The organism is Bradyrhizobium sp. 147, from assembly GCF_023073935.1.
Classification (GTDB): Bacteria; Pseudomonadota; Alphaproteobacteria; order Rhizobiales; family Xanthobacteraceae; genus Bradyrhizobium.
Map to the genome: position 1 here is coordinate 1 of NZ_JADPKL010000005.1, position 22701 is coordinate 22701.

20 protein-coding genes are annotated in these 22701 nt (G+C 65.2%); 9 read left to right on the forward strand and 11 right to left on the reverse strand.

The window, feature by feature from the left end; translation table 11 throughout:
- Window positions 1-300: 300 nt before the first annotated feature.
- Together IVA87_RS00685 and IVA87_RS00690 are read left to right on the forward strand one after the other, a co-directional pair.
- Window positions 301-1218: a sulfite exporter TauE/SafE family protein gene (locus IVA87_RS00685; protein WP_247307851.1), complete on the forward strand. Its 918-nt coding sequence runs from the start codon at window positions 301-303 to the stop codon at window positions 1216-1218.
- Window positions 1215-1985 (forward strand): TIGR02186 family protein, encoded by a 771-nt coding sequence (locus IVA87_RS00690; protein WP_247332347.1) that lies wholly within the window; start codon window positions 1215-1217, stop codon window positions 1983-1985. The genes IVA87_RS00685 and IVA87_RS00690 overlap by 4 nt, the downstream gene beginning before the upstream one ends.
- Before the next feature lie 188 nt (window positions 1986-2173).
- Here the strand turns inward: IVA87_RS00690 and IVA87_RS00695 are convergent, their stop codons facing one another.
- Window positions 2174-2947: an MBL fold metallo-hydrolase gene (locus IVA87_RS00695; protein WP_247307845.1), complete on the reverse strand. Its 774-nt coding sequence runs from the start codon at window positions 2945-2947 to the stop codon at window positions 2174-2176.
- A gap of 13 nt (window positions 2948-2960) precedes the next feature.
- Window positions 2961-3872: a DMT family transporter gene (locus IVA87_RS00700; protein ID WP_247307842.1), complete on the reverse strand. Its 912-nt coding sequence runs from the start codon at window positions 3870-3872 to the stop codon at window positions 2961-2963.
- Window positions 3873-3967: 95 nt separating this feature from the next.
- Here IVA87_RS00700 and IVA87_RS00705 point away from each other — a divergent pair, with 95 nt between their 5' ends.
- Window positions 3968-4831: a LysR substrate-binding domain-containing protein gene (locus IVA87_RS00705; RefSeq protein ID WP_247307839.1), complete on the forward strand. Its 864-nt coding sequence runs from the start codon at window positions 3968-3970 to the stop codon at window positions 4829-4831.
- On the opposite strand, the gene pdeM is transcribed toward IVA87_RS00705, so the two are convergent.
- The 4 genes from pdeM to IVA87_RS00725 form a co-directional block, all read right to left on the reverse strand.
- Window positions 4828-5499, reverse strand: a complete 672-nt coding sequence (gene pdeM / locus IVA87_RS00710; protein WP_247307838.1) for a ligase-associated DNA damage response endonuclease PdeM — start codon at window positions 5497-5499, stop codon at window positions 4828-4830. The genes IVA87_RS00705 and pdeM overlap by 4 nt on opposite strands.
- A gap of 53 nt (window positions 5500-5552) precedes the next feature.
- Window positions 5553-8138, reverse strand: a complete 2586-nt coding sequence (locus IVA87_RS00715; protein ID WP_247332413.1) for a ligase-associated DNA damage response DEXH box helicase — start codon at window positions 8136-8138, stop codon at window positions 5553-5555.
- Window positions 8139-8544: 406 nt separating this feature from the next.
- Window positions 8545-9774 carry an ABC transporter substrate-binding protein gene (locus IVA87_RS00720; RefSeq protein WP_247307835.1) on the reverse strand — a complete coding sequence of 410 codons (1230 nt, stop codon included), beginning with the start codon at window positions 9772-9774 and terminating at the stop codon, window positions 8545-8547.
- Between the two features lie 114 nt (window positions 9775-9888).
- On the reverse strand, window positions 9889-10815 hold the full coding sequence (locus tag IVA87_RS00725; protein ID WP_247332349.1) for a methyltransferase domain-containing protein: 927 nt from the start codon (window positions 10813-10815) through the stop codon (window positions 9889-9891).
- Between the two features lie 198 nt (window positions 10816-11013).
- Here IVA87_RS00725 and IVA87_RS00730 point away from each other — a divergent pair, with 198 nt between their 5' ends.
- The 5 genes from IVA87_RS00730 (at window position 11014) to IVA87_RS00750 (ending at window position 16428) form a co-directional block, all read left to right on the forward strand.
- Complete coding sequence (locus IVA87_RS00730; protein WP_247308157.1) at window positions 11014-12051, forward strand: ligase-associated DNA damage response exonuclease; 1038 nt, start codon at window positions 11014-11016, stop codon at window positions 12049-12051.
- Entirely contained in the window at window positions 12048-13709 is a 1662-nt protein-coding gene (locus tag IVA87_RS00735; protein WP_247332352.1) for a cisplatin damage response ATP-dependent DNA ligase, read from the forward strand. The genes IVA87_RS00730 and IVA87_RS00735 overlap by 4 nt, the downstream gene beginning before the upstream one ends.
- Window positions 13710-14039: 330 nt before the next feature.
- On the forward strand, window positions 14040-14345 hold the full coding sequence (locus IVA87_RS00740) for a DUF6460 domain-containing protein (protein WP_247307829.1): 306 nt from the start codon (window positions 14040-14042) through the stop codon (window positions 14343-14345).
- A 21-nt stretch (window positions 14346-14366) separates the two neighbouring features.
- Window positions 14367-15101: an MBL fold metallo-hydrolase gene (locus IVA87_RS00745; RefSeq protein WP_247307827.1), complete on the forward strand. Its 735-nt coding sequence runs from the start codon at window positions 14367-14369 to the stop codon at window positions 15099-15101.
- A gap of 1 nt (window position 15102) precedes the next feature.
- Entirely contained in the window at window positions 15103-16428 is a 1326-nt protein-coding gene (locus IVA87_RS00750; RefSeq protein WP_247332355.1) for an MATE family efflux transporter, read from the forward strand.
- A gap of 129 nt (window positions 16429-16557) precedes the next feature.
- Here the strand turns inward: IVA87_RS00750 and IVA87_RS00755 are convergent, their stop codons facing one another.
- Together IVA87_RS00755 and IVA87_RS00760 are read right to left on the reverse strand one after the other, a co-directional pair.
- Window positions 16558-17655 (reverse strand): quinone-dependent dihydroorotate dehydrogenase, encoded by a 1098-nt coding sequence (locus IVA87_RS00755; RefSeq protein WP_247332357.1) that lies wholly within the window; start codon window positions 17653-17655, stop codon window positions 16558-16560.
- Entirely contained in the window at window positions 17652-17996 is a 345-nt protein-coding gene (locus tag IVA87_RS00760; protein WP_247307823.1) for a DUF952 domain-containing protein, read from the reverse strand. Before IVA87_RS00760 ends, IVA87_RS00755 begins: the two co-directional genes overlap by 4 nt.
- Before the next feature lie 281 nt (window positions 17997-18277).
- Between IVA87_RS00760 and IVA87_RS00765 the strand changes: the two genes are divergently transcribed.
- Window positions 18278-18931 carry a helix-turn-helix transcriptional regulator gene (locus IVA87_RS00765; RefSeq protein ID WP_247307821.1) on the forward strand — a complete coding sequence of 218 codons (654 nt, stop codon included), beginning with the start codon at window positions 18278-18280 and terminating at the stop codon, window positions 18929-18931.
- 220 nt (window positions 18932-19151) lie between these two features.
- Here the strand turns inward: IVA87_RS00765 and IVA87_RS00770 are convergent, their stop codons facing one another.
- From IVA87_RS00770 to IVA87_RS00780, 3 genes are all read right to left on the reverse strand, one after another.
- Window positions 19152-20795 carry a lysine--tRNA ligase gene (locus IVA87_RS00770; RefSeq protein ID WP_247307819.1) on the reverse strand — a complete coding sequence of 548 codons (1644 nt, stop codon included), beginning with the start codon at window positions 20793-20795 and terminating at the stop codon, window positions 19152-19154.
- A gap of 191 nt (window positions 20796-20986) precedes the next feature.
- Window positions 20987-21922 carry a transporter substrate-binding domain-containing protein gene (locus tag IVA87_RS00775; RefSeq protein WP_247307817.1) on the reverse strand — a complete coding sequence of 312 codons (936 nt, stop codon included), beginning with the start codon at window positions 21920-21922 and terminating at the stop codon, window positions 20987-20989.
- Between the two features lie 179 nt (window positions 21923-22101).
- Window positions 22102-22692, reverse strand: a complete 591-nt coding sequence (locus IVA87_RS00780) for an SCO family protein (RefSeq protein WP_247307814.1) — start codon at window positions 22690-22692, stop codon at window positions 22102-22104.
- Between the last annotated feature and the right edge of the window lie 9 nt (window positions 22693-22701).

Below are 22701 nucleotides of genomic sequence, written 5' to 3' on the forward strand. Positions count from 1 at the left end.
CTCCGCATCCGACCCCCTCCATGCTCTGGGAGTCGTCTTCAGAATCTCTCTTGCTCTCCAATGCAATAGGCCAGAGAAATCCATATGCGATTCCCCTGCCCGCAGGCGGGGGAGGGAGCGCATCTCCATTATGGCGACGATCGCGGATATCACCACGCTCTCGTCATGCCCATTCACCACGCGCGAAATTCCCGGTCCCGCACGCCGGCGAATTCCGCTATGGAGGGGCGCGGCAATCGTTTCCGACCTTCCCTCGAGCATTCCGCGGCAATCGATCCGTCCCGCCCGGCGCGTGGTTCAATGCAGCTCTACCTTCCGATCGCCGATCTTCCGGTCAACGTCTTCCTGGTGCTCGCGATGGGCGCCGCGGTCGGCTTCGTGTCCGGCATGTTCGGGATCGGCGGCGGCTTCCTGATGACGCCGCTGCTGATCTTCATCGGCATCACGCCGGCGGTCGCGGTCGCCTCCGTCGCGAGCCACATCGCGGCCTCCTCCTTTTCCGGCGCACTGTCCTATTGGCGGCGGCGCGCGATTGATCCGGCACTTGCGAGCGTCCTGCTCTGCGGCGGCGTGACCGGCACGGCGCTCGGCGTGTGGACCTTCACCCAGCTCCGTGCGCTCGGCCAGCTCGACTTGATGATCGCGCTCTCTTACGTCGTGCTGCTCAGCACCGTCGGCAGCCTGATGTTCTCCGAGGGCCTGCGCGCCCTGATGCGGACCCGACGCGGCGCGGTGCCGCCACGCCGGACGCACAACTGGATCCACGGCCTGCCGCTGAAGATGCGGTTCAAGCGCTCGAAGATCTACCTCTCGGTGATTCCCGTCGTGGTCGTCGGCATCATGATCGGCTTCATCGGCGCCATCATGGGCATCGGCGGCGGCTTCATCCTGGTGCCGATCATGATCTATCTGTTGCGGGTGCCGACCTCGACCGTGATCGGCACCTCGATGGTCCTCACGCTGGTCACGATGCTGTTCGCGACCATGCTGCACGCGGTGACCAATCACCTCGTCGACGCCGTGCTGGCGCTGATCCTGATGGTCGGCGGCGTCACCGGCGCGCAGTTCGGCGCCCGCGCCGGCCAGAAGATCCGCGGCGAGCAGCTGCGGCTGCTGCTCGGCCTTTTGATCCTCTCGGTCGGCATCCGCTTCGCGATCGAGCTGGTGATCCAACCTGCGGACCTCTTCACCATCCGTGAGCTGGGAGTGAGCGGATGACGCGCGCGATTGTCGCACTGCTTCTCGTCCTGCTGCTCGTCGGCGGCGCGCGCGCCGAGCGGCTGATCGTGTCGGTCTCCAACCACCGCGTCACCGTGACGCCGAATTATTCAGGCGAGGAGCTGGTGCTGTTCGGCTCGGTCGAAAAGGATGCGACGACCGCGGCCGATCGCACGAGTTACGATCTCGTCGTCACCGTGCTGGGCCCGCGCGCCGACATGGTGACGCGGCGCAAGGAGCGCACCTTCGGCATCTGGATCAACACCGACTACCGGCAATTCCTGGAGGTGCCGAGCTATCTGGCGCTGTTCGCCAACCGCCCCTTCGATGTGATCACCTCGCCCGAAATCGCGCGGCGGCAGCAGATCGGGCTCAACAACGTGCTGCTGACCCAGCGGGTCAGCGGCGACTATGCCGACGTGGTGCCGAACGATGCGTTCCGCTCCGCCTTCATCCGCCTGCGCACCCAGGACGGGCTCTATCGCGAGGATGCGAGCGCGGTGACATTCCTGACGCCGACGCTGTTCCGCACCGGCATTCCGCTGCCGGCGGAGGTACCGATCGGCACCTATGAGGTGGAGATCAAGCTGTTTGCGAACGGTGCGTTCATTGGCAAAACCGAGACCGCGTTCGAGATCGTCAAGGTCGGCTTCGAGCAGTTCGTCGCCACCAGCGCGCGACAACATGGGCTTCTCTATGGCCTCGCCACCGCAGCGATGGCGCTGATGACGGGCTGGATGGCGTCGATCGTGTTTCGGAAGGATTGAGGGGCAGTTGGGCGCGCCGCTCTCGCCGCTCGTCATCGCCCGGCTTGACCGGCGATCCAGTATTCCAGAGACCGGCGTTAGGTGTCTCGCTCTCACGACAACTGCTGCGGCGTACTGGATGCCCCGCCGGAGCCTGTCATCGGGCTCGCCGGAGGCGAGACCCGGTGGCGGGGCATGACAGTTTGAGACTACGGCGCCTCGATCACCGTCGGCACGCCTGGCTCCAGCAGGCGCAAGCGCGTCCCGAAGCCGAGCACGTCGAAGGTCTTGCGCAGATCCTCGCTGCCCTGGCGGAAATGCGCCCAGCCTTCGGTGTGCAGCGGCACGATCGTTGCCTCGGGAAAGGCACGCGCGGTCTCGATGGTGTCGTTGGTGTCCATGGTGAGATGGAACGGTCCGCGCGTTTGCGCCGCGCCTGCGAAGGGCAGCACCACACCGCATTTGAAGCGGCGCGCGACTTCGGCGACGCCGTCGAACCAGGTGGTGTCGCCGCTGATATAGACCGGACGTGTGTCCTTCCGGCTCGACGACACCACGAATCCGATGACGTCGCCGGACAGGGGCTCGATGCCGGCCGGGCCATGGCGCGCGGGCGTTGCGGTGATGGTCAGCGCATTGCCGTCGCCGTCCCTGAGATGCGCGGCGCTCCAGGGCGCAAGGCCCTCGACATGGCCGCCGAGGCGCTTTGCGCCGGCTTCGGTCGTCAGCACGCGCTTGACCTTGAAGAGATATTCACGGCCGGAATTGTCGAGATTGTCGGAGTGTTGGTCGTGGCTGAGCAACACGGCGTCGATCGGACCGATTGCGTCAGGCCTGACGGCAGGTCCGATCGTCTTCTCCAGCTTCACATGCGGCAGTTGATAGGCACCGGGCGCATCGAAGGTGGGATCGGTGAGCAGGCGAAAGCCGTCGATCTCGATCAGCGCTGTGGGGCCGCCGATCAGGGTGATGGAAACGGGCATGATGAACTCCTGTTTACGAGACGGGCTTTGCAGGACGCGTCACCAGATAGATGCCGAGCGCGACTGGAATGATCCCGAGCAAATCGCGGGCCTCGACATGCTCGCCGAGCACGAGGAACGCGAACAGCATGCCCAGTGGCGGCATCAGGAAATGATAGGCGCTGGCGGCGGTGGCGCCACACACTTTCAGGAGATGAAACCAGAGCAGGTAGGCGAGGATCGAGCCGCCGAGCACGAGGAAGGCAAAGGCCCCGATCAGGCTCGGGGTGACCACGATCGCGTGAACGTCGGCGAAGGTGAGCGCGACCGGCGCCAGCACGATGCCGGCGGCGAGATTCTGGATGCCGTTGCCGATCCACAACGAGCCCTTCGGCGCCAGCAGCTTGAACAGAATGGTGCCGGCGACGATCGAGGCCAGTGAGGCCAGCGTGAACAGGATGCCGTGCAGGCTGTCGGTGCCGACCGACAAACGATGCCAGACGATGAAGGTGACGCCGATGATGCCGAGCAGCAGGCCCGCCGCCTTGCGCCAGGTCATGCCTTCGTCGAGCAGCAGCGCGGCGAGCGCAGCCGTGAACACCGGATTGGCCGAGACGATCAGCCCGCCGAGGCCGGCGGAGACCGATTGCAGGCCGGTATAGCCGAGGCCGAGATAGAGCGCGTTGTTGGCGATGCCGAGCACGGCGAAGATCGCGGCGTCGCGCCAGGACAGCGACCAGCCGTCGCCGCGGATCCAGGTCGCGCCCAGGATCAGAACGCCGGCGAGCGAGAAGCGCGCGGCGAGCAGGATCAGCGGCGGGCAATAGGTGACGCCGATCTTGCCGGCGACGAAGGCGTAGCTCCAGAGCAGGCAGAACAGGCCGATATAGAGCGGCAGCGGATTGAAACGGCTGCGGGGGACGGCGATCGATGGGGCGAGCGACATGACATTCTCCTGAGCCCTCGATCTAAGAACGCAGCTTGCCATTTGGAAATTAAATGATTAACTTCAATTCAGTGGATTTTCGAATGGAGGCCGGCATGCTCGATCTCGAGCTGCTGCGCAGCTTCGTCTCGGTGGTCGAGGCCGGCGGCTTCACCCGCGCCGGCGAGCGCGTTCACCGCACGCAGTCGACCGTGAGCCAGCAGATCAAGCGGCTGGAGGAGGACGTCGGCCAGGTGCTGCTGCACCGCGACGGCAAAGATGTCCGCCCCACGGAGGCCGGCGAGCGGCTGCTGTCCTACGCGCGGCGGCTGCTCTCGCTGGCCGAGGAGGCGCGCGACGTGCTGCGCCAGCCCGAGGGCGAAGGCGCGATCCGGCTCGGCATTCCCGAGGATTTCGCGGCGTACCGACTGGCGAAACTGCTGGGTGCGTTCTCACGCTCGCATCCGCGCCTGCGGCTCGACGTGCGCGCCGACCAGAGCAAGCATCTGGCCCGCGATCTCGAACGCGGCGAACTCGATCTTGCGCTGTACAAGCGCGAGGCCGGCGCCAAGGACGCCATCGCGGTGTGGCCCGAGCGGGTGCACTGGGTCACCAGCAAGAGCCATCCGGTCGACGTCAACGTGCCCTCGGTGCCGCTGATCGGGTTTCCGCTCGGCTGCATCTATCGCGCCGGCGCCATCCACGCGCTGGAAAGCGCGGGCCGCGCCTGGCACACCGCCTACACGTCATCCAGTCTCGCCGGCATCCAGGCCGCGGTCGCCGCCGGCATGGGGCTGAGCATCCTGTCGGAGATGGCCATCCAGTCCGACCACCGCGTGCTGACCGCCAAGGACGGCTTTGCGCCGATCAACCGCACGGAGGTGGCATTGATGGCCGCGCCCGGCGCCAGCCCCGCGACGCTGCGGCTGGCCGATCGGCTCGCCGAGTTCTGCGATGATGTGCAGGCGAAGGCGGCCTAATAACACCGCGACGCGGCGATCGCGTGGACGCGGCGGTCGCCGAGCAGATGGGCGACAAAGCCGTTGGTCGGAAAGACCTTTGCGAAGGCGGCATCGCGAATGCTGAGGCCGCCGGTATAGGCGCCGAAGGCCGGCATCACGGCGCGCATCCCGTCGCTGGCAAAGCAGCGGCGCTCCATCGAGCGGCCGCGGGTGGAGACGCGGGCCTTCGGATGCAGATGGCCGGCAATCTCGCCGCTTGCGCCGGTCGGCTCGTGGCGGAAGGCGATCGGGCCAATCGCGACTTCGTCGGCGACGGTGCCGCCGAGATCACGCGGCAGCATGGGATCGTGATTGCCCGAGATCCAGATCCAGTCGCGGCCGGTCTGGAGTGCGGCGACAGCTTCGCGATCTTCCGGCGACAAACGCTCATGCGCGGTGCGGTCGTGAAAACTGTCGCCGAGCGCGATGACAATGCGTGGATCATGGCGGGACATGACAGCAGCAAGGCGGCTGAGCGTCGCCAGCGTGTCGTAGGGCGGCAGCAGCACGCCGCGGGTGGCGAAGCTGGAGCCTTTTTCCAGATGCAGGTCGGAGACGACGAGCAGGCGCTGCTCCTCCCAGAACAATGCACCGGCGAGGTCGGCCGCGAACGTCACACCGCTGATGGTAACCTTCGAAACGCGCATGTCCTCGACATCTCCTGAAACCTGCGCGCCTGCCGTCACGTCCGAACCTGCTCTTATCCCATCGCCTCTTTGACCAGCTCGTCGGCGGCTTCGGCCAACAGCTCGTCGCCAGCTTCGCCATAAACTGACTCGCGGCCGATTTCCAGCATCACGGGGACGGCGAGCGGAGAAACGCGGTCGAGTTCCCGAAGCGTGATCCGGCCCTGAATACGCATCAGCATGTCGCTGAGACGGCGCAGGTCGAGCAGGCCGGTGGCGGCATCGGCGCGGGCGGCGCGCAAGAGCACGTGATCGGCCTGGTGCTTGCGCAGCACGTCGTAGACCAGATCGGTGGAGAACAGCACCTGGCGGCGGCTTTTCTCTTCGCCGGTATGGCGTCGCGCGATCAGGCCGGAGATGATCGCGCAATTGCGGAAGGTGCGCTTCATGAGCGCCGATTCGGCCAGCCAGGCTTCGAGATCGTCGCCGAGCATGTCGGGGTCGAACAGGGCATCGAGATCGATCCGGCCGTCCCGGATCATGAACGACATGTCGCCAAGCGCCCAGACCGCGATCGCATATTCGTTGGCAACGAAGCCGAGCGGCCGGGCGCGGGCGCGTTCGAGACGACGCGTCAGCAGCATGCCGAGGGTCTGGTGCGCGAGACGGCCCTCGAACGGATAACAGACGAGATAATGCTTGTTGGCGCGTGGAAAGCTCTCGACCAGGAGCTCGCGCACCGCGGGCACGCGGGAGACATCCTTTTGCAGCGACAGCCAATCGCGCACCTGCTCGGGCAAGCCAGCCCATGCGCGCCCGTCATCGAGCAGCCGGCGCACGCGCTCGGCGAGATAGGTCGAGAGCGGGAATTTGCCGCCCATATAGGACGGCACCTTCGGATCCTTGTCATGCGCGCGCGAGACATAAACCTGGTCCTCGACCAGGGTCTCGTAGCGCACCACCTCGCCGCTGAACACGAAGGTGTCGCCGGGGCTCAAGCCCTCGATGAAGGCTTCCTCAATCTCGCCAAGCAGCCTGCCGCCGCGCGCGATCACCCCTGTCGAGCCGCCTGCTGTTCCTTGACCGCCGCGCGAGCGCACCAGCCGCACCTTCAGCATGTCGTCCTCGACGATAGTGCCGACATTCATGCGGTAGCTCTGCCGCACTTTTGGGTTGGCGACGCGCCAGCGCCCTTCCTTGTCCTGCTTGATACGGGCGAAGCGCTCATAGGTCTTCAGCGCATAGCCGCCGGAAGCGACGAAATCGACCACGTCGTCGAAATCCTGCCGCGACAGGTTTGCGTAGGGCGCGGCGGTGCGAACCTCGCCGTAGAGCTCGTCGCTGAAGAACGGTTCGGCGCAGGCGCAGCCGAGCACGTGCTGGGCGAGCACATCGAGCGCGCCAGTGCGCAGCGGCGGCGTGTCCTGCGCATTCTCCGCAATGGCATCGATCGCGACGCGGCACTCCAGCACCTCGAAGCGGTTGGCGGGCACCAGCACCGCGCGCGAGGCTTCGTCGAGGCGGTGGTTGGCGCGGCCGATGCGCTGCATCAGGCGCGAGGATCCCTTGGGAGCGCCGATATTAACGACGAGATCGACGTCGCCCCAGTCGACGCCGAGGTCGAGCGAGGAGGTGCAGACCACGCCACGCAGCCTGCCCGTCGACATCGCGTCCTCGACCTTGCGGCGCTGGGCGACGTCCAGCGAGCCGTGATGCAGGGCGATGGCGAGGCCGTCATCGTTCATGCTCCAGAGATTCTGGAACAGCATCTCGGCCTGGCTGCGGGTGTTGACGAAAACCAGCGTGGTCTTGTTCGCCTTGATCAGCTCGTAGATCTCAGGGAGCGCGTGCCGCGCGCTGTGACCGGCCCAGGGCAATCGCTCGCGCGTATCCAGCATCTCGACCAAAGGCGGCGCGGCGCCACCGGCGACGACGATGTCGGCGGCAGCTTCCCTGCCTTCGGGCTGCGGCACCAGGAAGCGCGCGAGCTGCTCCGGTTCGGCGACAGTCGCCGACAGGCCGATCGCACGCAGCTGCGGCGCCAGCCGCCATAGCCGCGCCAGCCCGAGTGAGAGCAAATCGCCACGCTTCGACGTCACCAGCGCATGCAGCTCGTCGAGCACGATGCGCTTCAAGGAGGAGAACAGGAATGGCGCGTCGTCGGAGGACAGCAACAGCGCAAGCTGCTCGGGCGTGGTCAGCAGAACGTCAGGCGGGTAGCGCCGCTGCCGCTGCCGGCGCGACACCGGCGTGTCGCCGGTGCGGGTCTCGACTTTGATCGGCAGCGCCATCTCGGCGATCGGCCGCTCCAGATTGCGCGCGATGTCGACGGCGAGCGCTTTCAGCGGCGAGATGTAGAGCGTGTGGAGACCGCCGCTGCGCTGCAGGCTGCGTCCGGTGGAGACGAGGCTCTTCTTCGCGCTAGCCTCCCGCCGAGCTGCATCAGAAGACAACTCCACCAGCGTCGGCAGAAATCCCGCCAGCGTCTTGCCGGCACCGGTCGGCGCGATCAGCAGCGCCGAGCGGTCCTCGCGTGCCTTCTCCAAGAGCGCCAATTGATGGGCGCGCGGCGACCAGCCGCGGGCTGCGAACCACGCGTTGAAGCGGTCCGGCAGCAGCGCAGGCGGCTCGGCCGGGGATTTGAGGATGCGGGGCGGCACGGCATAAGAGGTAAGCCGTGCGCGCGGGTTCGTCGAGGGGTGCAGTGCTGCCAATGGCGGGACACCGCTGTCCCCTCTCCCCTTGTGGGCTACCAGATTCACACATCTCGAAAATGGAATCATCTTCAATGAGTTAGCAAAAGCCAGGTTTTGGACGCTCACGCGCTGCAGAATCGAGACAAGTGACTCGGATGACTCACTTTTTGGGCTTAATCGGCGAATGGCTCCGACAGAGATGTGTGAATACGGTAGCCCCTTGTGGGAGAGGGTGGATCGCCGCGCTAGCGGCGAGACGGGTGAGGGGTTTCTCTCAGCACGTCATTCTCTCTCGAGAACGCGGAGAGGACCCCTCATCCGGCGCTTCGCGCCACCTTCTCCCACAAGGGGAGAAGGGAAGAAAACAGACCTACTCCGACATCGGCTTGTCGGAGATGTCCCAGTCCTTGCCGGTGAACGTCGAGATGAACAGCGTCTTCATTGGCGTGTAATTCTCGGGCGTGTAACTGTAGGTGACGCCGTCGAGGAAATAGGGCGAGTGGAAACCGTTGAGGTTTGATGCCTGCTTCAGCACGTTGGCGCGTGTGAGCTCGTCGCCGCAGCGGCGCAGGATCTCGCCCATGGTCACCGCCTGGCCGTAGCCGGCGAAGGCAATGGTGTTGTCGGGATCGATCGCCGGCGTGTATTTCTTGCGCAGCTCCTCGAACGCCATCACGTCGGGGTCCTTCTCCCATTTCGGCAGACCGACCTCCTTGTTGTAGCGGATGGCGACGATGCCGGCGGCGTTCTCGAGGCCCGCGGCGCTGAGGATGGAGCGGCCGGTCGAGCCGGCCGACAGCAGTTGCAGCGGCTTCCAGCCGAGCTCGGCTACTTTCCGAATCGACTGCGACGACGCCTTGCCAGTGGAGATGTTGTAGAAGACATCGGCGCCCGACTTCGACAGGTTGATGAGCTGGGAATCGACAGTCGGCTCGGTGAGATCGTAGGTCTGCTCCATGATCACCTGCGCGGTGCCGCCGGCGTCAGTCAGCACCTTCTTGAAGGGACCCAGGAAGTCGCGGCCGAAATCGTCGTTCTGGTAGAGGATGCCGATCTTGGCGTTCGGCTTCACGCTGACGACGTGCCGGGCCAGGATGCGCGCCTCGGTCGGATAGAGCGGCAGGCCCGCCATGGTCCATTTGAACTCTTTCGGGTTATTCCATTTCGACGCGCCGGTGTTGAGCAGGAGCTGCGGCACGCCCTTGGAGTTCAGGTATTTGTGCACGGCGGTCTGCGGCGCGGTGCCGAGCGAGCCGTAGAGCGCCAGCACCTCCTCCTGCTCGACCAGGCGCCGCGTCGCCTCGACGCATTTCGGCGCGCTGTAGGCATCGTCCATGGTGAGGAACTTGATCTTGCGCCCGTTGATGCCGCCTTTCTCGTTCAGCATCTGGAAATAAGCCTCGCCAATACGGCCGAGCACGCCGTAGAGCGAGCCGGGGCCGGAATGCGGCACGGTCTGCCCGATCTTGATCTCGGTATCGCTGGCGCCCGCATCGTATTTCTTCTCCGCGGCCCAGACATAGGGCGCAGGCAAAGTGGATGCGGCGATTGTGGCGAGCGCGGCGGCGCTGAAGTCGCGCCGCGATGGATTCTTGGTCATGTTTGTTTCTCCCTGTGCGCGCATTGTGCTGGCACCGCCGCGCGGCTCGCAAGTGGGAAGTCGCAGCTTTGCGACGCAATGACGCTCAAATCGCCCGGCGATTAGCGCCTAGACTCAAGTTTTCTCGGCAACGACAACGAGGCCGCGCACCGGCTCGTTGTTCTCGTTGCGCGGCGAGGCCGGCTCCAGTGTCAGCAGCTTGAGCCCGGCTTTCGCGATGGCGCCGCGCACATATTCCGCGGAATGGGCATAGCGCAGGCCTTCGCCGAGCACGATACCGCTGCCGTCATGCGTCTCCAGCGTGAAGGCCAACACGCCGCCGGCTGCGAGCACGCGTTTTGCCTCGGTGAGCACCGGCGCAAGATCAGAGAGATAGACGAAGGCATCGGCGGCGACGACGAGGTTCGCGCTCGCATCACTCTTGCCGCGCAGGCCTTCGATCATGTCGGCGACTTCGAGCTCGGCATAGAGATTGGTGGCGCGCGCCTGCTTGATCATGCCGGCCGACAGATCGATGCCGACGAAATGATCGACCTGCTTGGCGAAGGCGGCGGCCGCGAGCCCGGTGCCGCAGCCGAGATCGATGGTGCGCTTGAAGAAAGCGGGCTTCTTGGCGGCCGCGCGTGAGGCCAGCACCGCCTTGAAGATCAGGCTCGGGGCGCGATAGCCGAGATCGTTGATCAGCGTGTGCTCGAAGCGCGGCGCATATTGACCGAACAGGGCCTGCACATAGGCCTTCGGCATCTCCGCCATCTCGGCGTCACCGAGCCGCATCAGATGCAGGCCGGCGCCGTGCTGATCCGCGGGATCGGACCTGAGCGCTTCACGAAACGCCGCGATGGCCTTGTCGCGCTCGCCGAGCTGCTGACGGATTTCACCGAGGGTGAACCAGGCCGAGGTGAAGTTCGGCGCGAGCTCGATCGCCTGCTCCAGCAGGTCCGCGGCCGCGGCCAGATCGCCCTTGAGTTGGAGGTCGCGCGCGAACTCGAAGCGGCGGTCGGCCATGAGATCGCCGGAGGTCAGGAACAAGCGCAGGGGCATAGGAACTCGGCTCGTCATTGCCGGCGGACCCGGCAATCCATCAAAAAAAAGACTGTTTAAGTGGATGGATGCGCGGGTCAAGCCTCCGCTCATTGGCTTCGGCGGGCTTTTACGCCGCCGGGCCGGCGAAGCCTTGCGGAGACGGCAAGCCCGCGCATGACAGATGAATTCGGGGCGCCTGCCTCCTATATCGTCTCCATGCGCCCGCAAGACATCCTGCTGCCAGTTGCTGCCGGCCTGTGCTGCAAGCCCGGCGGCTTCCATATCGACCCCGTGCGCCCGGTTGAGCGGGCGGTGATCACCCACGGCCATTCCGATCATGCCCGCGCCGGCCATGGCGCGGTGCTGGCGACGCAGGAAACGCTCGACATGATGCGGCTGCGCTATGGCGATCAATTTGCAGGCTCGACGCAAGCGATCCGCTATGGCGAGGAGATCCGGCTCGGCGACGTCACCGTCAAATTTCACCCGGCCGGACACGTCTTGGGCTCGGCGCAGATCGCGGTGACCTGCAAAGACACCTGCATCGTCGCCTCCGGCGATTACAAGGACGCACCCGATCCGACCTGCCCGCCGTTCGAGCTCGTGCCCTGCGACGTTTTCATTACTGAGGCGACCTTCGGGCTGCCGGTATTCCGTCATGGCGACGCCGCCGACGAGGTGAAGAAGCTGCTCGCCTCCGTCGCACTGTTTCCGGAGCGCGCGCATCTCGTCGGCGCCTATTCGCTCGGCAAGGCCCAGCGCGTGATCGCGCTCTTGCGCCAAGCCGGCTACGACGCGCCGATCTACCTACATGGCGCGATGGAGACGATCACGCATTACTATCAGAGCCGCGGCATCGAACTCGGCGAGCTCAGGCCCGCGAAAGGCGTGAAGAAAGCGGCGCTCGCCGGCACCATCACGCTGGCACCGCCGTCGGCAACGTCCGATCTCTGGACACGGCGCTTCCCCGATCCCCTCACCGCCTTCGCCTCCGGGTGGATGCGCGTGCGCGCCCGAGCGCGGCAGCGCGGCGTCGAGCTGCCGCTGGTGATCTCCGACCATGCCGACTGGGATGGCCTCACCTCCACGATCGGTGCGACAGGTGCCGGCGAGATCTGGGTCACCCACGGCCAGGAAGACGCGCTGGTGCATTGGTGCCAAAGCAAGGGCCTGAAGGCGCGGCCGCTTGATCTCGTCGGCTATGGCGACGAGGAGGAGAGCGAGACGCCAATTGAAGGCGAGGCGGAGGCATGAACCGCTTCGCCGAGCTTCTGGACCGTCTCGCCTACGAGCCCGGCCGCAACAACAAGCTGCGGCTGATCACCGGCTATTTTCGCGAGGTCGGCGATCCCGACCGCGGCTACGCGCTGGCCGCGCTGACCGGCGCGCTGAGCTTCAAGCACGCCAAGCCGGCCCTGATCCGCGATTTGATTGCCTCGCGCACGGATGAGGTGCTGTTCGGGTTGAGCTACGATTACGTCGGCGATCTCTCCGAGACGGTGGCGCTGATGTGGCCGAAGGCCGCGCTCGCCGCCCACAACAACCCACCCCCGCCGAGCCTCACCGAAGTCGTCACCACACTGCGCACGCTCGGCAAGACCGAGCTGCCAAGGCAACTCGAACGCTGGCTTGACGAGCTCGATGAGACCGGCCGCTGGGCACTGCTGAAGCTCGTCACCGGTGGGCTTCGCATCGGCATCTCCGCGCGTCTTGCCAAGACCGCGGTAGCGGCGCTCGGTGACAAGGATCCGCACGAGATCGAGCTGATCTGGCCGGGGCTCGCCCCGCCGTATCTCGACCTCTTCGCGTGGCTCGAGGGGCGCGCCGAAAAGCCGGTCAATCGCGATCCGGCGCCGTTTCGGCCCGTGATGTTGGCGCATGCGATCGAGGACACGGATTTCGCCGCACTCGATCCCGCCGATTACATCGCCGAATGGAAATGGGACGGCATCCGCGTGCAGGCGGTGGCAGGGCGCGATGATCGCGGCGACATCACGGCGCGCCTCTACTCGCGCACCGGCGAGGACATTACGGGAAGTTTTCCCGACCTCGTGCCGGCGCTGCGCTTGCCCGGCGCCATCGACGGCGAGCTGCTGATCCTGCGTGAGGGCCGCGTGCAGAGTTTCAACGTCCTGCAACAGCGGCTGAACCGCAAGGTGGTCTCGCCGAAGTTGATCAAAGAATTTCCGATCCACTTGCGTGCCTACGATTTGTTGGGCGACGACGAGAACGATCTGCGCGAGCTGCCGTTCGCGGAACGGCGTGAGCGGCTGGAGAGCTTCATCGCAAAGCTTGACGATCCCCGCATCGACCTGTCGCCCACCATTCCGTTCGCAAGCTGGGAGGCGCTGACCGCTGCGCGCGCCGATCCTGCCAGCGCCGGCGCGGGCGAAGATGCGGACGCGGTCGAAGGCGTGATGCTGAAGCGGCGCGATGCGCCCTATATGCCGGGGCGGCCGAAGGGACAATGGTGGAAGTGGAAGCGCGACCCGCACATCATCGACGCCGTGCTGATGTATGCGCAGCGCGGTCATGGCAAGCGCTCGTCCTATTATTCCGACTACACGTTTGGCGTCTGGACCGCAGGCGATGGCGGCGACGAGCTGGTGCCGGTCGGGAAAGCCTATTTCGGCTTCACCGACGAGGAGCTGTTGCAGATCGACCGCTTCGTCCGCCGCAACACCACCGAAAAATTCGGCCCCGTTCGCCATGTCGTGCACGAGCCGGACAAGGGGCTGGTGCTGGAGGTCGCTTTCGAAGGGCTCCAGCGCTCGCCGCGGCACAAATCCGGCGTCGCCATGCGCTTTCCCCGCATCAGCCGCTTGCGCTGGGACAAGCCGCCGCGCGAGGCCGACCGGCTGGAAACGTTGGAAAGGATGCTGAAGGTGGAGGCGGCGGAGATCGAGGCGTGAAAGCGCGCTGAATCGAGGCTCGTTTCTCGCCGAGGCAGAGGTGCGCTCCCTCTCCCGCTTGCGGGCGCTTGCGGGAGAGGGTTGGGGAGAGGGTGTCTCCGCATTGGGATTGCCTGGGAGGATAGAGCCATCTCCCGGTGCTACGCGCCGACCTCTCCCGCAAGCGGAAGAGGTTTGCACCGCGCCCGCGGCGGGCGGCGCGCCCAAATCGTGGCCCTGGCGCTGCCCGAATTAAAATGCGGTAAGCTGATTGACGCACCGTTGCGGGTTCCCCATGTGCCCCGCGGTGACCTATAATCGGGGCGAATCCCCGTTGAGGAGTTTCTTGCGATGGCCCACGACGTCAGAGATTTGCCGGCTGGCCGCAGCGATGGCCTGAACCGCTTTCTCGGCGGCACGCCGCTGGCGGTCGCGTTTCGGCTGGTCCTGCTCTCGATCCTGGTCGGCGTCGTGCTGGCCGCGATCGGCTTCGACCCCTGGAATATCATCACCAGCATCCGCCTGTTATTCCAGCGGCTGTGGGATCTCGGCTTCGATGCCGTGAACTGGCTGTGGCGCTACTTCCTGCTGGGCGCGGTCATCGTTATTCCGATCTGGCTGCTGTCGCGCGTGTTCGGCGCGCCGCGCGGCAGGTAAGGATTTAGGGGCCCGCAGCCGATGCAACTACGCTTTGTCGGCTGCGGTGACGCCTTCGGCTCCGGTGGCAGGCTCAACACCTGCTTCCACATCTCGGGGCGCGAGACCAATTTCCTGATCGATTGCGGCGCGTCGGCTCTGCCGGCCCTGAAACGGCTGGAGATCGAGCGCAATGACATCGATCTCATTCTCATCACGCATTTCCACGGCGATCATTTCGCCGGGCTGCCATTCTTCCTGCTCGACGCCCAATTCTCGCGGCGGACGCGGCCGCTGACGATTGCGGGCCCGCAAGGCATCGAGATGCGACTGACGCAGGTGATGGAAGCGCTGTTCGAGCACTCCTCGAAGACAGAACAACGTTTCGAGCTCTCCGTCGTCGAACTCGCGCCTCGGCAAAGCCAAAGCTTCGGCGAAGTGACAGTGACGCCCTACCCGGTCGTGCACGGCCAATCCGGCGGGCCATTCCTGGCCTATCGCGTCGAGGCTGAGGGCCGCACGCTCGCCTACAGCGCCGATACCGAATGGACGGAGACGCTCATTCCGCTGGCGCATGACGCGGATCTTTTCATTGCCGAAGCCTATATGTACGAGAAGGCGGTCAAGAACCATCTCAGCCTGAAGACCTTGGAACAGCATCTGCCCGCGATCGGCGCAAAGCGCCTCGTCCTCACCCATATGAGCGACGACATGCTGTCGCGCCTGGACGACATCGAGCATCTCGCCGCCGAAGACGGCATGGTGCTCGTGTTCTGACATGCACGCGCCCGTTCACCCCAGGATCGGTTCCCGCCAGGTGTTCGCCATCGCCGGCCCTGCGATGGTCGCGAACCTCACCACGCCGCTGATCGGCGTGGTCTCGACCACGGCGATCGGACGGCTCGACGATGCGGCGCTGCTCGGCGGCGTCGCGATCGCGTCAGTGATTTTCGACTGCCTGTTCTGGCTGTTCGGCTTCCTGCGCATGAGCACGCTCGCCTTCACCGCGCAATCGCTGGGCGCGGGTGATGCGCGCGAGCCGACCGCGATCCTGGCGCGCGGTTTCATCGTTGCTGGCCTGATCGGCGCCGCGCTGATCGCACTGCAACTGCCGCTGGCCGCGGTGCTGTTCGACCTCATGGGCGGCAGCGAGGGCGTGACGCAGGCCGCGAAGACGTACTTCGAGATCCGGATCTGGTCGTCGCCGTTCGCGCTCGCCAATTACGTCATCCTCGGCTGGCTGATCGGCCAGGCCCGCGCCAATTCGGCTCTGTTGCTTCAGGTCGTCATCAATCTCGTCAACATGGCGGCGACGATCCTGCTGGTGCTGGTCTATGACACCGGCATCGCCGGCGCCGCGAGCGCCGCGCTGTTGTCGGAAGCCGTCGGGTTCGCCCTTGGCGTGATCGTCTGCCGCTATTTTGCCGACGGCGGCTTTGCCGTCCCGTACGCTACGCTGCTCGACCGCGAGAAGCTCCTGCGCATGCTGGCGGTGAATTCAGACATCCTGATCCGCACCGCAGCGCTGATCGCCGTGTTCCTGTTCTTCACCGCCAAGGGCGCACAGGCCGGCGACGTCATGCTGGCCGCCAACTCCGTGCTCAACAACTTCCTGCTGGTCAGCGCCTTCTTCCTCGACGGTCTCGCCAACGCGGCCCAGCAGCTCTGCGGCCGTACCCTTGGCGCACGCGATGCCAAGGGATTTGCCGATTCGACCCGGCTGGTGCTGCTGTGGGGGCTCGGCTTTGCAATCGTCGTCGCGGTGCTGTTCGCGCTGTTCGGGCCGGCCCTGATCGATTTCATGACGGCGAGCGAAGACGTCCGCCGTACCGCGCGGGACTTCCTGCCGTTCGTCGTACTCGCGCCCCTACCCGGCGTCTTCGCCTTCGGGTTCGACGGCATCTATATCGGCGCGACTTGGGCGCGCGAGATGCGCAATTTGATGCTGGCCTCGCTCGCGATCTTCCTCGGCACCTGGTGGGCGCTGCAATCGTTCGGCAATGCCGGACTGTGGAGCGCCCTGATGGCCTCCTACGTCTCGCGCGGCGGCTTGCAGGCCGTGCGCTATCCGGCGCAGTTCAGGGCGACGTTTTCGAAGCCGTAGAAAGATCGTAGCCGAGATGTTCGTGTCCCGGACGCGCTGCAGCGTGATACGCTGCTGCGCAGAGCCGGGACCCTGTGGGCCCCGATCAGCAGCGCACCGCACAAGGCGGCGCGCTGCGCGGAATCCACCTTACATCCCCGGCCAATCTTCCGCCGTGAGCGTCGCCGCATCCGCGCCGACGATCTCGGAGAGCGAATCCTGCCCGGTGCGGAGCAGCGTCGAAGTCAGGTCGCGCTTGATCTCGTCGACCAGGCCGAGCCCCTTGTAGACCAGCGACGAATAGAGCTGGATCAAGCTGGCACCGGCGCGGATCTTGGTCAGCGCGGCCCCGCCCGAATCGACGCCACCAACGCCGATCAGGGGAAATGCGCCCTCGACCCGCACATAGGTCTCCGCGACCATACGGGTCGACAGGCGAAATAGCGGTCGTCCGGACAGACCGCCCTGCTCCCTGGCCCGCATCTCCTCACGCAGCGTGCTCGGTCGCGCGATGGTCGTGTTCGACACGATCATGCCGTCGACCCGGCGCGAGCGCGCCACCTGCACGACATCGTCGAGCTGAGCAAGGCTGAGATCAGGCGCGATCTTGAGCAGCACCGGCGTGTCGCCGGCCTTCTGGCGCACCCGTTCGCGCGCGTCGATCACGCGTGCGAGAAGATCGTCTAGCAGTGCGCCTTCCTGCAAATTGCGCAGACCCGGTGTGTTCGGGGAGGAGACGTTGACGGTGAAATAGCTCGCGACCGGCGCAAAGGTCTCGATCAGCTTGACGTAGTCGCCGACGCGATCGGGTGAATCCTTGTTGGCGCCGACATTGACGCCGACGATGCCGCCGTGCGCTGCGCGCGCCGCGAGCCGGCGCAAGGCGATGTCCGCGCCGTCATTGTTGAAGCCCATGCGGTTGATGACGGCCTCGTCGCGCTCCAGCCGGAACAGCCGCGGCCGCGGGTTGCCGCTTTGCGGCTTCGGCGTCACCGAGCCGATCTCGACGAAGCCGAAGCCGAGCCGCAGCAGCGCATCCGGCACCTCGGCGCTTTTGTCGAAGCCCGCGGCCATGCCGATCGGATTGGGGAAGTTGAGCCCGAAGGCGCGCACCGCGAGCTTGGGATCATCAAGGCGCGGCTTCACCGGTGGCAAGAAGCGCAGGCCCTGGATCGCGAGGCGATGCGCATCCTCCGGGTCGAGCCAGCGCAGCACCGGCAGCGAAAACGCGTCGAAAGCGCGGATCACGGGGCAAGCTCCGGAACATCGTGACCCCCGTCGGAACGGATGTTGAGGTTCATCACCGCGATCACCGCACCGAGATCGAGCTCGCCATAGAGGTGCGGAAACAGCTCGTCATTGCGCGATCGCTCCCAGCGCAATTCGCTGCCGAGCGCATCGCCGTCGACCTCGACCAGGAACAGCGCGCGCTGCCCGACATAATGCTTGCGCAGGGTCTCGGGAACCTGGGCGGCGGTCGAGAAATGGATGAAACCGTCGCGCGCATCATCGGCGCTGCCACGGTAGACACCCTGCCGTTCCGCCTCGCGCCAGGCCGAGGCCGGACAGATTTTGTAGATCTTGACCACCGCTACCGCAGTCCTGTTTGCTCTTTGAGTCTTTTGGGATTTTTCGTCTGTCGCGGGTCCTCAAAACCCGGCCGCGACCGTAAAGGCGCCCCCTTCCGAACTCAAGACCTAGAGCCTTTCCGTTCCGATGAAATCGGAACGGGGCTCTAGATTCTTGTTTTGACGCGTCTTCTTGACGCGAACCGGTACCCACTTCGCTTGAAAACGCTTCTGCCCACCACCCCTTGCGCGAAAAACGGAAAACCGGTTTGATTTGAGGACAGTTTTCCTGAGTTGCTTCGATGGTCAAACAGGCCAAAGCGCAGAGGATGCTGACTCACGACCAGATCTGGGTCGCGCTGGATCGGCTGGCGGCGCGCGCCGGGCTTTCGCCATCCGGCCTTGCCAAGCGCGCGGGGCTCGATCCCACCACCTTCAACAGGTCCAAACGCGTCACCTCCGACGGCCGCGAGCGTTGGCCCTCGACGGAATCGATCGCGAAGGCGTTGGCGGCGGCCGGCGCCTCGATCGACAGCTTTGCGAGGCTGATCGACGGGGACGCCGGCGAGCCTCACTCGGTGCCGCTGCTCAGCTTCGCACTCGCCGGTGCGAGCGGCGCATTCGACGAGTCCGGCCTTCCATCCGGCAAGGGCTGGACCGAAATCGCGCTTCCCACCCCCGAGAACGGCCACGCCTTCGCGCTGGAGATTTCCGGCGATGCGCTCCAGCCTGCCTATCGCGATGGCGACGTCATCCTGGTCTCGCCCGTCACGCCGATCCGCAAAGGCGATCGCGTGGTGGTGAAGACCAAAGCGGGCGAGGTGACGGTGGCGACGCTGAAGCGCCGCACGGCAAAGGTGCTGGACTTGCAGCCGTTCGATGCGTCACAGGCGGAGCGGACGATCGCGGTGAGCGATGTCGCCTGGATGGCGCGGATCGTCTGGGCCAGCCAGTGATTGCGCCCCGCCTGGCGTGGTGACCAGGCGATGACATCACCCACGCCGCGTTTCGCCGCGACCTTGCGACTCACCGTCCCTCTCGCAATTGCCCGTCTGCTGAACTGGGGCAAGCGCGCCGACACCATCGTCAACCACGGGCATACGATCCAGCTCAACTTCGCCAAAAGCAGCCCCTTGATGCTCGGCAACATCAAGTACAAGCAATCGGGACTACGACTTACGCACTCCGCGCCAGCGCGCCGTCGATCATGTTGACCGCGTTCTGGATGCCGTAGACCGCGACGAAGGAGCCGAAGCGCGGGCCCTTCTCCTGACCGAGCAGCACCTGGTAGAGCATGTTGAACCAATCGAGCGTGACGCCGGGACGGCCATCTTTGCCCTTCTTGACCTGATCGAGGAACGGCTCGCGGCGGCCGACCTCGTAGACGACGTTCTGGATGTCCTCGGCCGAGGCGTCCTGCGGCAGTTGCGACAGCGCATCGCGCAGGTCCTGTAGCGCGGCGCGCTCGCTATCAGTCGGCACCCGAAATTGCTTCGTGGGCGCGACGAAGTCGCGGTAGTAGTTGATGGCATAGCCGACCATGGCATCGAGCTTCGGATGCGTCTGCGGGCTCACGCCGGGACGGTAGCGGCCAATAAAACCCCACAGCGTCTCGGCATTCTCCGCGTTCGACGACGACACCAACGTCAACAGGAGCTGGAAGGTGACGGGCATGTCGCCCTTCGGCGGATGGCCATTATGAATGTGCCAGACCGGATTGCCGAGCTGCTGCTTGGCGTCCTGTTTGGCAAAACCGTCGATGAATTGCTGGTAATCGTCGACATTGCGCGGGATGACGTCGAAATAGAGCCGCTTGGCCGCCTTCGGCTCACGGTACATGAACAGCGACAGCGATTCCGGCGAGGCGTAGCGCAGCCATTCGTCGATGGTGAGGCCGTTGCCCTTCGACTTCGAGATCTTCTGGCCCTTCTCGTCGAGGAACAGCTCGTAGTTGAAGCCTTCCGGCGGCGTGGCGCCAAGCGCCCTGGCGATCGCGCCGGACAGCTTCACGGAATCGATGAGGTCCTTGCCGGCCATCTCGTAGTCGACGCCGAGCGCGACCCAGCGCATCGCCCAATCGGCCTTCCACTGACACTTGACGTTGCCGCCGGTGACCGGCGTTTCGATTTCCTGGTTGGTGTCAGGATCGACATAGGTCACCGTGCCGGCCGCGACATCGCGCCGGATCATCGGCACCTGCAGCACCACGCCTGTCGTCTTGCTGATCGGCAGGAATGGCGAATAGGTGGCGCGGCGGTCGGGCCCGAGCGTCGGCAGGATGATCGCCATGATCTTGTCGTAGGCGGCCAGCATCTTAAGCAGCGTCGCATCGAAGCGGCCCGATGTGTAGTAATCGGTCGAGCTCGCGAACTCGTAGTCGAAACCGAAATGGTCGAGGAAGGCGCGCAGGCGCGCATTGTTGTGGTGTCCGAACGAGGGGTGCTCGTTGGAGAACGGATCCGGCACCCGCGTCAGCGGCTTGCCGAGATGCGCGGTGAGCATCTCCTTGTTGGGAACGTTGTCGGGCACCTTCCGAAACCCATCCATGTCGTCGGAGAAGGCGAGCAGGCGCGTCTTGATCTTGTCCTCGGTCAGCACGCGGAAAGCATGGCGCACCATCGAGGTGCGCGCGACCTCGCCGAACGTGCCGATATGCGGCAAGCCGGAGGGACCGTAGCCGGTCTCGAACAGCACCTCGTCCTTCGGGCTTTTCTTCAGCCGCGCGACGATCGCCTTCGCCTGCTCGAACGGCCAGGCGTTGGATTGTTCGGCGAGCGCACGCAGGTCGCTCGGGTTCGCGGCAAGATCGATAACGGACATCAGGGCCTCCGGGCCGCGGAAAATAGCGATTTCCGGGCAGAATGCAATTTTGTGAGCGAGTATCAGACCTCACCCTGAGGAGCGCGCTGTTCGCGCGCGTCTTGAGGGGCGAGGCCATCAGTGGGGCCTTCATCCGTCGAGAGGCTTGCTACGCAAGCGCTCAGGATGAGGATCTGAGCGCAGCGAAGAACCTAAAACGGGCTCACCGAAAAATACCGCAGCCACAGATCGGTGTAGCGGCCTTTTTCCCAGACGCGGAACAAGGCCCAGTTCAGGGCCTGGCGCAGCACGTCGTTGCCCTTGCGCACGGCGATGCCGATGCCCTCGCCGAAGAAGCGGCTCTCGACGAAGGGGCCACCGGAGAAAGCGCAGCAATCGCCGGAATCGGTGCCGTTGATCCAGAACGCGAGCGAGATGGCATCGCCGAAGATGAAATCGACCTCGCCCTTGCGTAAGGCGCTGCGGAGCGCATCGTCATTGGGATAGGCGTGCAGTTCGGCGTCGGTGAACATCGCCTTGAGATAAGCTTCGTGCGCGGAGCCGGCGATGACGCCGACCTTCTTGCCTTCGAGATATTCGGGCCGGATCTCCGGCATCACCGCGTCCTTGCGCGAGACGAAACGCGCCGGCACCCGGTAATAGGGATCGGTGAAATCGACGCGGGCGCGGAGCTGCGGGCTCACCGCCATCGAGGCGATGATGGCATCGCCTCGGTTAGAGGTGAGCGCGTCGACCAGCGTCTCGAAGCGGCGCATCTGCACCGTGCAGGTCACCTTGATCTCGTCGCACAATGCGCGGGCGAGGTCGACGTTGAAGCCGGCCGGATTGCCGTCGGCGCCGGTGAAGTTGAATGGCGGATAGTCGGTCTCGGTCAGGAAACGGATCACGGTCAGGCGTGAGAGGTCCGGCCGCTCCGGACGGCGGCGCGGGTCCCAAAAGCCGGGCACGGCCTGGGGGGCGGCCTGGGGCGCGGTTTGCGCCGTGGCCTGGGGCGCGGTGGGCGGCCGCTTGGCTGGTGTCTGGGCATTCGCGCCGGATAGGCCCGCGAGCAGGCACCCGCCGATAGCCAGCCGGCGCAGCAAGCCACGGGCAGATTTCGACGATTTCGCCTGTTGCGATGATGTCATCGGCCGGAAATGAACTGATATCGTTGAGATCGGAGGGCCTTATAGACCATTCGGCCCGGAACGCGAGCGCGGAATGCGGACAAGGTGACGGTGCGCTCCTACCCCCAGTGCGGGGAAGGCGGAGGAGAGAGTGTTTCATCGCAGGCGGGAGGTGAGGTCGCGGTGCGATCGCGCTCTTCTCAGAGATACCGCTTCAGCTCTGCCGCCGCCTCGTCCGGCGTCCGCTTCAAATTGAACGGCGAGACGAAGCGGCCGTCGCGGTCCATCAGATAGATCAGCGCGGTGTGGTCCATGGTGTAGTCGCCGTCCTTGGTCGGGACCTTCTTGGCGTAGACACGGTAGGACGTGATCACCTTGGCGATCTCGGCGGGATCGCCGGAGAGGCCCTCGAGATGCGGATCGAAGCTCGACAGATAGTCCTTCATCGCTTCCGGCGTGTCGCGCTCGGGGTCGACCGAGATGAAGATGGCATTGACCTTGTCGGCATCCTTGCCCATCGCGCGCAGCACTTCCGAGATCTCGAACAGCGAGGTCGGGCAGACGTCGGGGCAATGGGTGTAGCCGAAGAAGATCAGGGTCGGCTTGCCCTTCATGTTCTTGTCGGTGACGGTCTTGCCGTTCTGATCGGTGAGCTGGAACGGGCCGCCGATCGCGGCCGGCTGCGCCACCTTGCTCATCCCGCCCATGGCCCAGAACATGATCAGGAGCCCGACGATGAGGCTTGCGGCGAAGGCAGTTGCGATCACCAGCGGACGGGCGATGGAGCTCATTGGCGGAAC

Coding starts and splice junctions, on each gene's coding strand:
- IVA87_RS00685 (WP_247307851.1), top strand. CDS start 301: ATGCAGCTCTACCTTCCGATCGCCGATCTTCCGGTCAACGTCTTCCTG.
- IVA87_RS00690 (WP_247332347.1), top strand. CDS start 1,215: ATGACGCGCGCGATTGTCGCACTGCTTCTCGTCCTGCTGCTCGTCGGC.
- IVA87_RS00695 (WP_247307845.1), bottom strand. CDS start 2,947: ATGCCCGTTTCCATCACCCTGATCGGCGGCCCCACAGCGCTGATCGAG.
- IVA87_RS00700 (WP_247307842.1), bottom strand. CDS start 3,872: ATGTCGCTCGCCCCATCGATCGCCGTCCCCCGCAGCCGTTTCAATCCG.
- IVA87_RS00705 (WP_247307839.1), top strand. CDS start 3,968: ATGCTCGATCTCGAGCTGCTGCGCAGCTTCGTCTCGGTGGTCGAGGCC.
- pdeM (WP_247307838.1), bottom strand. CDS start 5,499: ATGCGCGTTTCGAAGGTTACCATCAGCGGTGTGACGTTCGCGGCCGAC.
- IVA87_RS00720 (WP_247307835.1), bottom strand. CDS start 9,774: ATGACCAAGAATCCATCGCGGCGCGACTTCAGCGCCGCCGCGCTCGCC.
- IVA87_RS00725 (WP_247332349.1), bottom strand. CDS start 10,815: ATGCCCCTGCGCTTGTTCCTGACCTCCGGCGATCTCATGGCCGACCGC.
- IVA87_RS00730 (WP_247308157.1), top strand. CDS start 11,014: ATGCGCCCGCAAGACATCCTGCTGCCAGTTGCTGCCGGCCTGTGCTGC.
- IVA87_RS00735 (WP_247332352.1), top strand. CDS start 12,048: ATGAACCGCTTCGCCGAGCTTCTGGACCGTCTCGCCTACGAGCCCGGC.
- IVA87_RS00740 (WP_247307829.1), top strand. CDS start 14,040: ATGGCCCACGACGTCAGAGATTTGCCGGCTGGCCGCAGCGATGGCCTG.
- IVA87_RS00745 (WP_247307827.1), top strand. CDS start 14,367: ATGCAACTACGCTTTGTCGGCTGCGGTGACGCCTTCGGCTCCGGTGGC.
- IVA87_RS00750 (WP_247332355.1), top strand. CDS start 15,103: ATGCACGCGCCCGTTCACCCCAGGATCGGTTCCCGCCAGGTGTTCGCC.
- IVA87_RS00765 (WP_247307821.1), top strand. CDS start 18,278: ATGGTCAAACAGGCCAAAGCGCAGAGGATGCTGACTCACGACCAGATC.
- IVA87_RS00770 (WP_247307819.1), bottom strand. CDS start 20,795: ATGTCCGTTATCGATCTTGCCGCGAACCCGAGCGACCTGCGTGCGCTC.
- IVA87_RS00775 (WP_247307817.1), bottom strand. CDS start 21,922: ATGACATCATCGCAACAGGCGAAATCGTCGAAATCTGCCCGTGGCTTG.
- IVA87_RS00780 (WP_247307814.1), bottom strand. CDS start 22,692: ATGAGCTCCATCGCCCGTCCGCTGGTGATCGCAACTGCCTTCGCCGCA.